Here is a 13,632-nt window from a genome sequence, read left to right as displayed (position 1 = left end):
GGACGCAGCCATTCTGGCATTCGTCCGCTTTCCGGTCTATGCCATTAAACAACGGTCTGGGGAGGAAGCGTATGAATCGATTAGATGGTCGTTCTCGAATGGATAAATTTGAAAAGAGAAGGAAGAATTCGAAGAGCATATCGATTTTTCTTGTTATAGGCTCTATTTTAATCGTTTTGTTAATTGCTTTAATGGTGTTCGGTGGTCGTGATGACAAAGCTGATGAAGAGACACCTGGCGATGAGCGATCACAATTACAATCCGAGTCAGATCGTGATCTTGAGACTGAGACACATGACGAGGAAACAGAAGACGGACAAGCTGATACGGACACCCCTGGTCAAGAAAATGATGAAAACGGTGAATCTGAAACGCCTGAAGAGGCGCAAAATGACGGAGAAAAAGAACAGCTCGAATCCGAAGATGACATTGTCATTGAATCATTCACGGACAATTGGGCGCCGATCGGTACAGAGCAAACAGGACCTCATACTGTCGTATATGAGGCGGGATCTCAAGACCGAATTGAAATGGAGCAAGCTATAAGAGTTGCGACTGGTTTAAGTGAGACAGATATGGTGACGTGGTGGTTAGAACGTAACGGGGATCAGAAGGTCCGTGCGACCGTTTCAAATAAAAACCAGGACGAAACGTATCGTGTCTATTTATCCTGGATTGACAAAGAAGGTTGGCAGCCGACTCAAGTTGACGTATTAAAAGAAAATGATCAGAAATGGCGGTTTGAAGAGTAGACATCAGGGAGGAATCTAACTATGACGATTGGCATTATCGGTGCAATGGATGAAGAAATTGCTTTAATTAAAGCTGAAATGTCCGACACAGAAGAACAAACAATTGCCAACAGCTTATTTATACATGGTATGTTGAAGGGAAAAGAAGTCGTCCTATTAAAATCAGGTATTGGTAAGGTCAATGCCGCCATGGCGACGACGATTATGCATGAACGCTACAAGCCGAGCTATGTTATTAATACAGGGTCAGCTGGTGGTGTTAATCAAGATCTAGAAGTCGGGGATATCGTAGTGTCAACAGCTGTATTACATCATGATGTCGACGTAACCGCCTTTAATTATGACTATGGGCAAGTACCGCAAATGCCAGCTCGGTATGAGCGGAACCAGGAGTTGGCGGCTATAACTGAGAGAGCCGCCAAAACATTGAATATAAGGTATACAGAGGGGGTTATCGCTACAGGTGACTCATTTATGTCAGATCCAGAACGTGTCAAAGCTGTACAAGCACGTTTTCCTGATATAGCCGCTGTAGAAATGGAAGCTGCGGCAATCGCTCAAGTATGTTATCAGTATGACGTTCCGTTTGTCGTCATACGTGCCTTATCGGATATTGCCGGTAAAGAATCATCTGTTTCCTTTGATGCCTTTTTAAGTCAAGCAGCGGAAAATGCTTCATCGTTAATATTTGAAGTCATCCCAAGTCTTAAATAGATATTCAGAGAATTTATGTGCTGTCTACTGTGACACGAACCATATATTTTAGTCACAGTGGACAGTCATTCACTTTTTTTACGTCGTTCGTTTCGGAAGTATTCATGGAACACCTTCATTAATGCTCTTTTCTCAATCCTCGATACATAGCTCCTCGAGATATCTAGCTTTTTAGCGATTTCCTTTTGTGTCATTTCATTATGATCATTGAGGCCATAACGATACACAATAACCTCCTTTTCACGACTGTCTAGAATAGATAAGTAATCCTGCATCTTTTCAATTTCCATATTTAACTCAATGTATTCAATGACGTCTTTGTTATCAGCTTCTAAAATATCAAGTAGACTTATTTCATTTCCTTCCTTATCTTCACCGATCGGATCATGTAACGACACATCTTTTTTGACCTTTTTTAATGCACGTAAATGCATGAGAATTTCATTTTCAATACACCGGGCAGCGTATGTGGCCAATTTGGTGCCTTTACCTGGAGAATAGCTCTCAATGCCTTTAATGAGCCCGATCGTCCCGATTGAAATGAGATCTTCATTGTCTTCGCCCGTATTGTCAAATTTTTTTACGATATGTGCGACAAGCCTTAAATTGTGTTCTATTAATTTATTGCGTGCATCTCTGTCGCCATTCTCCATTTTTTTAATGTATGCTGCTTCTTCTTCTGAAGAGAGTGGCTGTGGGAAAACATGATTTTTGACGTATGATACGAAAAACATCGTTTCTTTAATGATCATGGCCAGAACACTCAATATTCCGGACAAAGGACCACCTCCTAAAGTGACTGGGCTTTTGCCTATACCTTAAGTGTATGAAGCTAGAAGATGGTTTGTGCCTGTCCGTCCAATTAGAATAAAAAAGAGAGGCGTAGACGATACGTGCAAAGAAAAAATCCGAACAATTACATATTATGGTTGAGCCATAATATAAATCGATTCGGATTTTTAGTATCCTCTGAATGGATATTGTCTTTTAGACATGTGTTTTATATAGACCTGTTACACGATATGACGGTCTTTTTAAGAATTCTTTCTATGCTTTTGCAATGCGTCTTCATATGCGTCGCTACGATTGGCTGTAACAGGCTTAACACCACTTTTATGTGCCGCTCTTGATATCATATGACCTGATACTGGCGCCGTTAACAAAATGAATACGATGGCTAACAACAATTTGCCACTTACAATGTCATGCTCAGCGTAAAGAAATAAAAATGTCCCAATTAACATACTAGAAATGCCAAGCGTTGATGCTTTTGTTGCAGCATGTAAGCGTGTATATATATCAGGAAATCTGGCAATTCCGAGCGAACTCGATAATACAAAGAACGTTCCAATTAGGATAAACAGGCTGACGCTTATGTTGAGTGTAATATCAATCCCTGTCTCTATCAATGATCACACCTGCTTCCAAATATTTTGCGACGGCTAGTGTCCCTAGAAATGACAAGATGCCAATGAGTAGGACGACGTCATTAAGCTTTGATGAAATGAGGACGATGGCAACGAGAGCAACAACGCCCATTAAATTAACGCCTATTGCATCAAGTGCAACTGCACGATCTGGATTTGTCGGTCCCTTAATGATGCGATACACGAGTAAGATGAGTGATAAAGAGATTCCAACGATGCTTATCAATATAGATATATCAAGAATCCGCTCGGATATGGCTAATGCATCAGTCATCGTGTCACCTCCATTATTGCTTTTTCAAATGTATCCTTAATAGACCGGATGGATTCATCGATATCGTCGATGTGCATTGCATGAATAAATATGTGCGAATTATCATGAGCAATGGCAACTGATAGTGTTCCGGGTGTTAACGTAATTAAATTTGCCAATAGGGTAATTTCCCAGTTGCTTTTGAGATCCAGAGGTAGCATAAAGATACCTGGTTCAAATTGAGGTTGTCGCTTGTAAACGAGCTTAACGATCTCAATGTTAGATAACACAAGCTCTCTGATAAAGAGAAATATGAGCTTGATTACCTTGCCGACACGTCTTAAATAAAACGTATCCGGAATAAAGCGGTTGAGTAGGAATAAGAGCAAAATGCCCCACAAATACCCTGCTACAAAACTGGCAAATGTATATGATTCATTTAAAAACATCCACATACATGCGATGATTAGGTTAATGACGATTTGAAAGGCCATTTTTTTCTACTCCTTTAATACAGAATCAATATATAACTCAGGATTTAGCAGATATGTTGATATCGATTCAATCGATGGATAAATATATTCCGCGCCGACACCGAGTAAAATAGAAAAGGAGAGTAAAAATGCGACCGGAACGAGAAAGCCTGCTAATGGCTTTTTCTCGGTGGGCTCAATATGGCGTTGTTCTCCCCAAAATCCGTTTACAAATATTTTAATGATTGAATATAAAATTAACAGGCTCGTTAAGAGCGCGATAATAACGATGATTATTTTATCGTTTTCAAGTGCGCCTTCAAGCAACAATAATTTGCCTATGAAACCACTGAAAGGTGGAATACCTGCAAGCACGAAGGCCGAAACGAATAACAACCAGCCGAGCACGGGATAATGGTGAATTAAGCCACCCATCTTCTTTAAATCTGAAGTCCCAGCGACATAAACGATTGCCCCAACAATAAAGAACAAAGCGGTTTTGATAAGCATATCGTGGATGAGGTAGTAAATAGATCCGCTTAATGCAGGTTCATTAAACATACCAATTCCCATCATGATAAAGCCGATAGCTGGAATGATATTATAGGCAATTATAAGCTTCACATTGTTCGTTGATAGTGCTCCAATAACACCAAAGATCATTGATAAAGCAGCGATCCAAATAAAAATCTCGTGGGTTAATGAGATTTTATAGACGAATATTAATGAAAACACCCGTAAAATCGAATAAATCCCAACCTTAGTGAGCAGTGCACCGAACAAGGCCGAGACGACTGGGTTCGGAACAATGTATGATTTAGGCAGCCAGTAAAACAACGGAAAAAGCGCGGCTTTTGTAGCAAACACAAAAAACAGCAAAATCCCAATTGTCGTGAGAATCCCAGTTTGTTCAACCTCTTGTACACGTTCAGCAATCTGAGCCATGTTTACTGTACCGACGACACCATATAAAAAGGCGATCGCTGTTACAAATAAAATGGACGAAAATAAATTGATTAACACATACTTAATTGATTCACGCAGTTGAACCTTTTCTCCACCGAGCACAATTAACGCATAAGAAGCCATCAGTAACACTTCAAAGAATACGAACAGATTAAACAAGTCTCCTGTAAGAAAAGCGCCGCTAACACCTGATATTAAAAAGAAATAAAACGCATAAAAATAATGTTGTTCCTTTTTAACAGTCAGAGCAAAAGGGGCATAAAACACACTGGCGAGTGCAATGATGTTCGTTGTCATTACAAGTACGGCAGCGAGTGGGTCTGCAACAAGCACAATGCCAAATGGTGCTACCCAGTCACCTGTCTCTAATATTACTGTTCCATCAGTAAATACAACGGATGTTAAATACACAGCTACGAGTGCATTTATGATCGTAAAAAGAGCAGCCAAGACACGTGATACTTTGACGTTTTTGGCAAAAAAAGCAACGATTATCCCCGATAAGAGTGGAATGATGATTGGTAGTACAGCTAAATTACTCATTTGTTTTTCCCCTTAATTGTTCCATGTTGTCTGTTTCATTTTCATTAGCAGTGCGATAAGCCAAAACAAGTAGAAGGCTCGTAATGCCAAAGCTAATAACAATGGATGTCAAGATGAGCGCTTGGGGTAGTGGGTCTGTATATTGAACAATCCCCTCTTCAAGAATAGGTGGTTGCCCCCGTTTTAGCTTACCCATTGTTAAAATGAATAAATGTGCGCCATGTGACAATAAAACTGTACCGATAACGATACGTAGAAGCTGCTTTTGCAGTAGATTGTATACCCCGGTTGCAACGAGGATTCCGGCTAATATTGATATAATAATCTCCATGTTATTCAGCCTCCTTATCGTTTCGGAGTTTAATTAAGCTATAGATCGCTAATGCAGCAATCCCGAGTACTGTAATTTCAAAGAGTGTATCAAGTCCACGCATATCAACTAAAATGACGTTAACGATATTATCACCGCCACCGAGTGTATGGGACGTCTTAATAAAATAGTCAGAGATTGGTGCAAATCCACTACTGCTATGTGCAGCAATACCAATCATGGCGACGAGCGCACCAAAACCAATAGATATTGTTGCATTGACAATTTTGCTACCTGTTGAATCATCACGTTTTTGTAGCTGTGGTAAATGATAGAAGGCGAGCAAGAACAAGGCAACAGATACGGTTTCAATGACGAGCTGTGTTAATGCCAAGTCGGGAGCCCGATATAGAATGAATAAAATAGCAACCCCGTAACCAACTACGCCAGTAATTAAAATGGCAGCTAGCTTATGATTGGTAAAGATGGTCCATACAGCAGCAACAACCATAACGCCTGCAACGACCAGCTCTAGTACAGATACATCAGCGAGATTATCAAATTTAACAACAAAGCCATCTGTTACCATCATAACGGTTGTTGTTACGACGATAATAGCTGCAATGATAATGGTCATATATAGCCTTAAAGATCCGGTCATATATGCATTTGTTATTTTTTCACTCGTGCGGTCCAATTGCTTGATTAAAGCATCATATACCCGGTTAAAACTGAATGATCCTGGCAGGGCGTTATAAATATGCTGCCATTTCTTGCGGGTGAGATATAAGGCAATTCCCACAGAAATAATAAGTAACGTTACTTGGAAGGCAGGTGCATCCCAGCCGTGCCAGAATTTAATTTTTTCAACATCATATAATGTATTGCCAACAGCTGATTGTGCATGATTCAACAATGTTCCATTAACGAGATTAGGGAACAGACCAATCACCACAACACCTGTAATTAAAATGATCGGTGGTAATAGCATACCGAACGGTGCTTCATGTGCTGGCTTAGGAAGTTGATCAGCTTTGTGCTTGCCTGTGAATATACCAAATAAGAAGTACATCGAATACACAAATGTAAAGATACTACCAAATACAACTAAATAAGGAATGGCTGCTGTCAGCATACTAGCGATTGTTGACATTCCACCTTCAAGATGAAGAGCAGAATCAATGAATAATTCCTTACTGTAAAATCCATTTAAGAAAGGTAGAGGTATGCCAGCCATTGAAAACGTTCCTAGCACAGTTAATGTGGCAGCAATAGGCATAATGGTTGCCAGTCCGCCTAGCTTGCGGATATCGCGTGTACCCGTTTCATGATCTATAATTCCAGCGATCATGAACAAGCTACCTTTAAACGTAGCGTGGTTTAAAATATGAAATACAGCAGCGAAAATCGCGATTTTTGTACCAAAGCCAAACATTGCCATAATCATACCGAGTTGACTGATGGTTGAAAAAGCGAGTATCGCCTTTAAATCCGTTTGACGGACAGCCATGTATGAACCCCAGCATAATGTAATGACACCGACCGATGTTACGACAATGTAAAACCACTCTGAGGCTGATAAAAGTGGTGAGAAACGTGCAATTAAAAAGAGGCCCGCTTTAACCATTGTTGCCGAGTGTAGATAAGCACTGACTGGAGTTGGTGCTTCCATTGCATCTGGTAGCCAAATATGAAAAGGAAACTGAGCTGATTTTGTAAACGCCCCTAATAAAATAAAAGCCAAAATTAAAGGCAAATAAGCGCTATTCCAAACGATCTCCGGATGTGCAATCATGTCTTGAATACTTGTTGTGCCTGTTACAACATATAACAACACAAAACCACCAAACATGCTCAGACCGCCGAAAACAGTGATTAGCATGGATTTGAGTGCGCCATAACGTGATCGTTCTTTATAGTGCCAATATCCGATTAATAAAAAGGATGAGATAGATGTGAGTTCCCAAAATGTGTATAAGACAAAAATGTTATCTGATAAGACAACACCGAGCATTGCCGTCATAAACATTAATAAATACACATAAAATTGATCCAAGCGTTCTGATCGATCTAAATAATAGATGGAATATAGAACAACGAGTGATCCAATTCCTGTTATTAATAAGACAAATAGAAGGCTGAGTCCGTCAAGATATAGAGAAAAGTTAATATCTAAGGAAGGGATCCATTTAGTCACCTGGAGTTGTGTTGAAAAATCACGACCGACAAATGTGACAAAATAAGTAAAGATTGATAATGGGACAAGTAAAACAAAAAATCCAGTATGAACCCGATGCTTAATCTTGCTTAATAATGGAATAAAACAAGCAACAAGCAACGGGGCAAGAATTGCGATGATCATTTGATAGGTTTTCCTCCTCATATCCTCGTATTGTAAGCCCATTATTTAGGGCATCATAATGGTACAATCTATGGATGTACATGAATGGCATATGTATATCATACTGTATTATACGACGAACATCCAAAAAAGTTTTCAACAAATAGCTTAACATAAAATTGACTTCTAAAAAATAAAAACCTGTCTCTTTCTGTGAAGAGACAGGCGTATTGTTGACGTTCATGTATGGTTTATAGGTAGACTTAAACGTCTTTTTTCAATTTCTTTTTCAATAAGTGCAACAAAATCAGGGCTTAAATTTAATTCTTGAGCTTTATAGTAGGATTCTATCAGGAGCTCATCTGATAACCTGTTCATACGTTAGCCCTCCCTGGGTCAATCGTTAATCTTTTAAGGTTAATCATAATCTACCATGAAAATATATCCATAACAAGTAGACACTTATCAACATGTTTTGTTGATAAGTTGTGCGCAAAAAAGAATAAATAGCGGTGAAACAAGGTTTTCGTGTTGTGGAATGAGTGGGTAAGGTTATCCACAACTCGAAACATGGAGCTAATTGTCGAACGATTTAAACATCCATATCTTTACATTTATAGGTGTCGGACAAAAATATAGTGGCTGCTACTTTATAAATAATGAAAGATAATATACGATATGTATATAGTAAGAGTATGGTTTTAATAGTGTAGAGAGGTGTGTATGATTGTTAAAGTATTTTATGCCAAATGAACATGTTAAGTCTGTATTTGAAATACAGCCACAAAAATTAAAGGAGCTCGGTATAAAAGGGATTATAACAGATCTCGATAATACCCTTGTTCCTTGGGATGTGAAAGATGCGACGGACGAAGTCATTACATGGTTCGCGCTGATGAATGATGCTGGGATTAAAATAACGATCATTTCTAACAATAAAGAGGACCGTGTTAAGGCATTTTCTGACCCGTTAGGGACGCCTTATGTATTCAGTGCTCGAAAACCATTAGGGAGAGCCTTTAAACAAGTGTCTAAAGAAATGAATTTGAAGAAGGAAGAAATGGTTGTCATCGGTGATCAATTATTAACAGATGTTTTAGGTGGCAATAAAGCAGGGCTGTATACGGTATTGGTTGTGCCGATTGTTAAGACAGATGGTTTCTTCACTCGGTTTAACCGCCGGTTAGAACGAATTATTTTATCTTATTTACGTAAAAAAGGGAAAATCACCTGGGAGGAATAAGAATGGAAGATATGCATTGCCAAGGCTGTGGCGTATTATTGCAAACAGCAAATAAAGAAGGATCGGGATATACTCCTGCTTCAGCATTAAAGCGTGATATTGTGTTGTGCCAAAGATGCTTTCGGCTCAAGCACTATAATGAACCCCAGGAAATATCGATGTCAGATGATGATTTTCTTCAAATGGTTAGTACGATAAGCGATTCTAAAGGACTTGTCGTCCATCTCATAGATATTTTTGATGTAGATGGAACATTGCTTAAGCATTTACATCGAATCGTCGGCAATAATCGCGTCATATTAGTGGCGAATAAAATTGATTTGTTGCCAAAGTCTGTAAATGTCTATAAGCTTGAAAAATGGTTACGCACCTCTGCAAATGAGGCTGGGATAAAGGTTGTGGATGTATTTTTAATCTCTGCTCAAAAAGGACACGGCATTGACGAGTTGTCTCAAGCAATAGAATCATACCGAAAGGGAAGCGACGTTTATATCGTCGGTACAACGAATGTAGGGAAGTCTACTTTCATAAATCGACTCATCAAACAGTCCACAGGCCATGAAGATGTTATTACGACATCTTATTTTCCTGGTACGACTCTCGGTTTTATTGAGATTCCCCTTGATGCGTCAAGTGTGTTAATTGATACACCAGGAATTGTGAACAAAACGCAATTAACGCATTACGTATCAGAGGGTGATTTAAAAGTCATTACGCCTAAAAAAGAAGTTAAACCTAGAATTTATCAGCTTAATTCGGAGCAAACATTATTCATTGGTGGACTTGCTCGAATCGATTTTCTGGCAGGCGACAGGCAATCGTTTGTGTGTTATTTTGCAAATGATTTGTCTATCCATCGCACGAAGCTTGAAAAAGCCGATTCGTTGTTAGCAGACCATAGAGGTGGATTGCTAGCACCACCAGATGAAACGACGATGAATTTGCTACCAGGTTTTAAGACGCATGATTACAAAATTACGGGTGAAAAGACAGACATTGTATTTCCGGGTCTAGGCTGGATCAGTTTACCTGATGGCGATGCATCGGTACGCGTTCATATTCCGGGACAAACGGCTGTTACGCTCCGAAATTCATTGTTGTAATGAGGTGTGCTCATGGTATTAAGGCTTGGATTGATTGGTCATCCAATACAGCATTCTTTTTCGCCGTGGATTCATCAGCATTTTCTTAAACAGATAGCCGTTAAAGGTTCTTATCGGTTGAAAAACATCGCACCTGATTGCTTTAATGAACAAACAGTGTCGAGTGCTAAAGCTGAACTTCAGGATGGTTTTAATGTGACAGTCCCATATAAACGTGCGATTATGCCATATCTTGATCAGTTAGATGAGAGAGCTGCTAGAGTTGGGGCGGTGAATACAGTTGTGCATCAAAATGGGAAATGGATTGGCTATAACACAGATGGTATTGGTTATATTAAAGGGCTACAAGAAGCATATCCTGCTCAAACTAGAGATATGTCTATCCGTATCCTGGTCATTGGGGCAGGGGGCGCAGCAAGAGCAATATATGATGCGTTAATTGTACAACAATATGAGTATATTGATATTGCGAATCGGACTTTGGAGGCGGCAGAGCAGCTTGCTACTGAGCTAGCATCTTCCGGTATTACGACACGTGTCATGTCTCTTGAGGCGGCAGAAAAAGAGCTGTCAAGGTATGATTTAATCATTCAGACGACAACAATGGGTATGAAGCCAGGTCCGGAGCATTCGGTTATTGCGCTTGAACGCATGAAGCAAGCTGCTATCGCAAGTGATATTGTATATCAGCCTATACACACGGCTTTTTTAAAAGAAGCAGGCGAACGAGGGGGAAATATCCACTACGGTCACCACATGTTGCTTTATCAAGCACAATATGCATTTAAATTATGGACAGGTCATTGGGTTAAGCTTGGTAGCTTGCCTGACCGTATGAAACGACAATTAGAAAGGTGAGTCCTATGTTAACAGGAAAACAAAAACGATTTTTACGATCACATGCAAATCAAATCAAACCAATTTTTCAAGTTGGTAAAACAGGTGTAAATGATAATATGATTGAGCAAATTAATGATGCGTTAGAAAAAAGAGAACTGATTAAGGTCAGTGTGCTTAATAATTGTCTTGAAGATAAAACAGACATATCCGAACAACTGTCCGCTGGCACTGGTGCCCATGTTGTTCAAATTATCGGTAACAACATTGTGCTTTATAAAGAATCAATTGAAAATAAACAACTGGTTCTACCATAAGGCATTATGATGAAGCATATAGGGATACTAGGTGGTTCATTTGATCCACCTCATACAGGGCATTTACTCATTGCCGAGCATGTAAGAGATGCGTTGGAGCTGGACGAGGTTTGGTTTATACCAACGTTTGTATCTCCGCATAAGGATACCTTACAAACATCTCCAAACGAGCGTTTAGAAATGTTAGACAGGGCGATAAATGAAAACGATCAGTTTAAGTTAAGTACTGTAGAAATGGAACGACAAGGCACATCATATACAGTGGATACAATGACATTGTTGAATGAGCGGCATTCAGACACAACGTTTTATTTCATAATCGGTGCCGATATGGTTGCATATTTACCGCATTGGCATGATATCAATAAGTTAACGCAGCTTGTAACATTTGTGGGCGTAAAACGACGGGGATACGAGCTGCAAACTGATTATCCAATTGTTCAAGTCGACATTCCTATGATTGATATTTCATCAACAGACATTAGACAACGGATTAAAGCAGGAAAAACAATAAAATATATAGTACCTCATGCGGTTGAAACGTATATTAATGAGAGGCGATTATATGAATAGAGATGAAGCGATTCGCATTGTAAAGCCTCAGCTTACGGATGAGCGGTTTGAGCACACTTTACGCGTTGCTGATACAGCATTAGAGCTTTCGGAGTGCTATGGTGTCTCGTCAGAACAAGCTGAAGAGGCTGCGCTATTACATGACTATGCCAAGTACCGCCCAGTAGAAGAAATGAAGCGATGGATCAAATCAACAACATTACCAAAAGATTTACTTCATTTTCATTCTGAGCTATGGCATGCTCCTGTAGGCGCAAAAATGCTTGAACTTGAACATGGTATAACAGATCAGTCGGTCTTAGATGCAGTTGCTTTCCATACGACAGGGCGTGTCGGGATGACGTCTTTAGACATGATTATTTTTATCGCTGATTATATTGAACCAGGTCGGTCATTTCCTGGTGTTGGAGAGGTTCGCGCAATGGCTAAGCAAGACATTCGTCATGCATGCTGGCTGGCGCTTAGGAACACAATATCATTTTTACTTGACAAACAATCACAAATTTATCCAAATACATTTTACGCCTATAATGACTTAACAAATTATGTAAAGGGTGGTCATTGATTTTATGAATGGTATAGATATGATTCAAATTGCTGCAAATGCCTGTGATCAAAAAAGAGCTGAGGACATTATTGCGTTAGACATGAAAGATGTTTCACTTGTTGCTGATTATTTTTTGATTTGTCATGGCAATAGTGAACGGCAAGTACAGGCAATTGCAAGCGCCATAAAAGATGCACTAGAAGAAGAGAACATATCAGTGAAACGGCTAGAAGGTTATGAGCAAGCGCGCTGGGTTCTTGTTGATACAGGTTATATCGTATGTCACGTGTTTCATAAGGACGAACGGGGCTATTATAATTTAGAACGCTTATGGGGCGATGCAGACCATATTTCGTTAAATTTTGAACAGGATGATGTTCATGACATATGAATTAATGGCATCTGTTTATGATCACTTAATGGAGGATGCCCCATATGATGAGTGGGTGGCTTTTACAAATGCCATTCTTGAACGTGCTGATGCGCCTATGAAGCGTATCGTTGATTTAGGCTGTGGTACAGGGATCATAACGACAAAACTTGCCAATGCGGGTTATGAACTCATTGGGGTAGATGTATCACCTGATATGCTGAGTCAAGCGCATCATCGTGCTGAACATAATAACGTCAATGTCCAATGGCTTTGTCAGGATTTACGTCATCTTGAAGGCATTAAAGAGATGGACGTAGCGATCAGTTATTGTGATGTAATGAACTATATAACGACTGAAGAAGACCTCCTTACTGTTTTTCAAAATGCAGCAGATGCATTAAGAAGGGATGGGTTGTTCATATTTGACGTTCACTCATTGTATCACGTTGAACATCATTGTATTAATCAGACATTTGCAGATGTAACAGACACTTCAGCTTACATATGGTTTTGTATGGAGGGAGAATCACGGGGAGAGATGTACCATGATTTAACTTTTTTCACAAAGGTGTCTGATACCTACAAAAAATTTACTGAGCTGCATCATCAGCGGACGTTCCCAATTGAACGATACAAATATCTATTAAATCAAGCAGGTTTTGAATTTTGTAATTTGTACGGTGATTTTTCCTTAAAAGAAGAAACTGTTACCGAGGAAACAGAGCGTTTGTTCATAATTGCTCGTAAAAAAGCTGGAAACTAGTATTTTCCAGCTTTTGAATTATTTTTAGTGATTTGCCACTAAAGATTAGACGACTTATAATAATGCATAATCTACTCAAATAGTTATTATTTGTAAA

Annotated in this window: 18 protein-coding genes; 10 read left to right on the top strand and 8 right to left on the bottom strand. The window is 39.3% G+C overall.

Going from position 1 to position 13,632, the window contains the following annotated elements; all coding sequences use genetic code 11:
- Nucleotides 1–71 precede the first annotated feature (71 nt).
- Both HPC67_RS07105 and mtnN read left to right on the top strand, forming a co-directional pair.
- On the top strand, nt 72–752 hold the full coding sequence (locus tag HPC67_RS07105) for a YrrS family protein (protein WP_217586786.1): 681 nt from the start codon (nt 72–74) through the stop codon (nt 750–752).
- A gap of 21 nt (nt 753–773) precedes the next feature.
- Nucleotides 774–1,466: a 5'-methylthioadenosine/S-adenosylhomocysteine nucleosidase gene (gene mtnN, locus HPC67_RS07100; protein ID WP_217586784.1), complete on the top strand. Its 693-nt coding sequence runs from the start codon at nt 774–776 to the stop codon at nt 1,464–1,466.
- Nucleotides 1,467–1,531: 65 nt separating this feature from the next.
- Here the strand turns inward: mtnN and sigK are convergent, their stop codons facing one another.
- The 8 genes from sigK to HPC67_RS07060 all read right to left on the bottom strand — a co-directional run bounded on the left by sigK (nt 1,532) and on the right by HPC67_RS07060 (nt 8,157).
- The gene (sigK, locus tag HPC67_RS07095; RefSeq protein ID WP_217586783.1) at nt 1,532–2,245 is read right to left on the bottom strand and encodes an RNA polymerase sporulation sigma factor SigK; all 714 of its coding nucleotides are present in this window, start codon (nt 2,243–2,245) and stop codon (nt 1,532–1,534) included.
- 255 nt (nt 2,246–2,500) lie between these two features.
- Complete coding sequence (gene mnhG / locus HPC67_RS07090) at nt 2,501–2,875, bottom strand: monovalent cation/H(+) antiporter subunit G (RefSeq protein ID WP_217586782.1); 375 nt, start codon at nt 2,873–2,875, stop codon at nt 2,501–2,503.
- Nucleotides 2,856–3,167 (bottom strand): Na(+)/H(+) antiporter subunit F1, encoded by a 312-nt coding sequence (locus HPC67_RS07085; protein ID WP_217586781.1) that lies wholly within the window; start codon nt 3,165–3,167, stop codon nt 2,856–2,858. The genes mnhG and HPC67_RS07085 overlap by 20 nt, the downstream gene beginning before the upstream one ends.
- Nucleotides 3,164–3,640, bottom strand: coding sequence for a Na+/H+ antiporter subunit E (locus HPC67_RS07080; RefSeq protein WP_217586780.1), 477 nt, complete (start codon nt 3,638–3,640; stop codon nt 3,164–3,166). The genes HPC67_RS07085 and HPC67_RS07080 overlap by 4 nt, the downstream gene beginning before the upstream one ends.
- Nucleotides 3,641–3,646: 6 nt before the next feature.
- A complete protein-coding gene (locus HPC67_RS07075; protein WP_217586779.1) occupies nt 3,647–5,128 on the bottom strand; it encodes a Na+/H+ antiporter subunit D in 1,482 nt (493 codons plus the stop codon).
- Nucleotides 5,121–5,459, bottom strand: coding sequence for a Na(+)/H(+) antiporter subunit C (locus tag HPC67_RS07070; protein ID WP_217586778.1), 339 nt, complete (start codon nt 5,457–5,459; stop codon nt 5,121–5,123). The genes HPC67_RS07075 and HPC67_RS07070 overlap by 8 nt, the downstream gene beginning before the upstream one ends.
- Nucleotide 5,460: 1 nt before the next feature.
- On the bottom strand, nt 5,461–7,800 hold the full coding sequence (locus tag HPC67_RS07065) for a Na+/H+ antiporter subunit A (RefSeq protein ID WP_217586776.1): 2,340 nt from the start codon (nt 7,798–7,800) through the stop codon (nt 5,461–5,463).
- Nucleotides 7,801–8,019: 219 nt separating this feature from the next.
- Nucleotides 8,020–8,157, bottom strand: a complete 138-nt coding sequence (locus HPC67_RS07060) for a sporulation histidine kinase inhibitor Sda (protein WP_217586775.1) — start codon at nt 8,155–8,157, stop codon at nt 8,020–8,022.
- A gap of 349 nt (nt 8,158–8,506) precedes the next feature.
- Here HPC67_RS07060 and HPC67_RS07055 point away from each other — a divergent pair, with 349 nt between their 5' ends.
- Genes HPC67_RS07055 through HPC67_RS07020 form a run of 8 tightly spaced genes read left to right on the top strand, consistent with a single transcriptional unit; the run spans nt 8,507 to nt 13,535 of the window.
- A complete protein-coding gene (locus HPC67_RS07055) occupies nt 8,507–9,022 on the top strand; it encodes a YqeG family HAD IIIA-type phosphatase (protein WP_217586774.1) in 516 nt (171 codons plus the stop codon).
- 2 nt (nt 9,023–9,024) lie between these two features.
- The gene (gene yqeH, locus HPC67_RS07050; protein WP_217586773.1) at nt 9,025–10,125 is read left to right on the top strand and encodes a ribosome biogenesis GTPase YqeH; all 1,101 of its coding nucleotides are present in this window, start codon (nt 9,025–9,027) and stop codon (nt 10,123–10,125) included.
- A gap of 12 nt (nt 10,126–10,137) precedes the next feature.
- Nucleotides 10,138–10,983 (top strand): shikimate dehydrogenase, encoded by an 846-nt coding sequence (gene aroE / locus HPC67_RS07045; protein ID WP_217586772.1) that lies wholly within the window; start codon nt 10,138–10,140, stop codon nt 10,981–10,983.
- Nucleotides 10,984–10,988: 5 nt separating this feature from the next.
- Complete coding sequence (yhbY, locus tag HPC67_RS07040; protein ID WP_217586771.1) at nt 10,989–11,279, top strand: ribosome assembly RNA-binding protein YhbY; 291 nt, start codon at nt 10,989–10,991, stop codon at nt 11,277–11,279.
- Nucleotides 11,280–11,288: 9 nt separating this feature from the next.
- Nucleotides 11,289–11,852 (top strand): nicotinate-nucleotide adenylyltransferase, encoded by a 564-nt coding sequence (locus HPC67_RS07035; protein WP_217586770.1) that lies wholly within the window; start codon nt 11,289–11,291, stop codon nt 11,850–11,852.
- On the top strand, nt 11,845–12,417 hold the full coding sequence (gene yqeK, locus HPC67_RS07030) for a bis(5'-nucleosyl)-tetraphosphatase (symmetrical) YqeK (protein ID WP_217586769.1): 573 nt from the start codon (nt 11,845–11,847) through the stop codon (nt 12,415–12,417). Before HPC67_RS07035 ends, yqeK begins: the two co-directional genes overlap by 8 nt.
- A 4-nt stretch (nt 12,418–12,421) precedes the next feature.
- Complete coding sequence (gene rsfS, locus HPC67_RS07025; RefSeq protein ID WP_217586767.1) at nt 12,422–12,790, top strand: ribosome silencing factor; 369 nt, start codon at nt 12,422–12,424, stop codon at nt 12,788–12,790.
- Entirely contained in the window at nt 12,780–13,535 is a 756-nt protein-coding gene (locus HPC67_RS07020; RefSeq protein ID WP_217586766.1) for a class I SAM-dependent DNA methyltransferase, read from the top strand. The genes rsfS and HPC67_RS07020 overlap by 11 nt, the downstream gene beginning before the upstream one ends.
- Nucleotides 13,536–13,632: the final 97 nt, after the last annotated feature.

The organism is Lentibacillus saliphilus (assembly GCF_019093865.1).
GTDB classification, from domain to species: Bacteria; Bacillota; Bacilli; order Bacillales; family Amphibacillaceae; genus Lentibacillus_B; species Lentibacillus_B saliphilus.
The sequence above is the reverse complement of the archived record's forward strand: the minus strand, read 5'-3'. Positions and strand labels throughout refer to the sequence as shown.

Coding starts and splice junctions, on each gene's coding strand:
- HPC67_RS07105 (WP_217586786.1), top strand. CDS start 72: ATGAATCGATTAGATGGTCGTTCTCGAATGGATAAATTTGAAAAGAGA.
- mtnN (WP_217586784.1), top strand. CDS start 774: ATGACGATTGGCATTATCGGTGCAATGGATGAAGAAATTGCTTTAATT.
- HPC67_RS07085 (WP_217586781.1), bottom strand. CDS start 3,167: ATGACTGATGCATTAGCCATATCCGAGCGGATTCTTGATATATCTATA.
- HPC67_RS07080 (WP_217586780.1), bottom strand. CDS start 3,640: ATGGCCTTTCAAATCGTCATTAACCTAATCATCGCATGTATGTGGATG.
- HPC67_RS07075 (WP_217586779.1), bottom strand. CDS start 5,128: ATGAGTAATTTAGCTGTACTACCAATCATCATTCCACTCTTATCGGGG.
- HPC67_RS07070 (WP_217586778.1), bottom strand. CDS start 5,459: ATGGAGATTATTATATCAATATTAGCCGGAATCCTCGTTGCAACCGGG.
- HPC67_RS07065 (WP_217586776.1), bottom strand. CDS start 7,800: ATGATCATCGCAATTCTTGCCCCGTTGCTTGTTGCTTGTTTTATTCCA.
- HPC67_RS07060 (WP_217586775.1), bottom strand. CDS start 8,157: ATGAACAGGTTATCAGATGAGCTCCTGATAGAATCCTACTATAAAGCT.
- yqeH (WP_217586773.1), top strand. CDS start 9,025: ATGGAAGATATGCATTGCCAAGGCTGTGGCGTATTATTGCAAACAGCA.
- aroE (WP_217586772.1), top strand. CDS start 10,138: ATGGTATTAAGGCTTGGATTGATTGGTCATCCAATACAGCATTCTTTT.
- yhbY (WP_217586771.1), top strand. CDS start 10,989: ATGTTAACAGGAAAACAAAAACGATTTTTACGATCACATGCAAATCAA.
- HPC67_RS07035 (WP_217586770.1), top strand. CDS start 11,289: ATGAAGCATATAGGGATACTAGGTGGTTCATTTGATCCACCTCATACA.
- yqeK (WP_217586769.1), top strand. CDS start 11,845: ATGAATAGAGATGAAGCGATTCGCATTGTAAAGCCTCAGCTTACGGAT.
- rsfS (WP_217586767.1), top strand. CDS start 12,422: ATGAATGGTATAGATATGATTCAAATTGCTGCAAATGCCTGTGATCAA.
- HPC67_RS07020 (WP_217586766.1), top strand. CDS start 12,780: ATGACATATGAATTAATGGCATCTGTTTATGATCACTTAATGGAGGAT.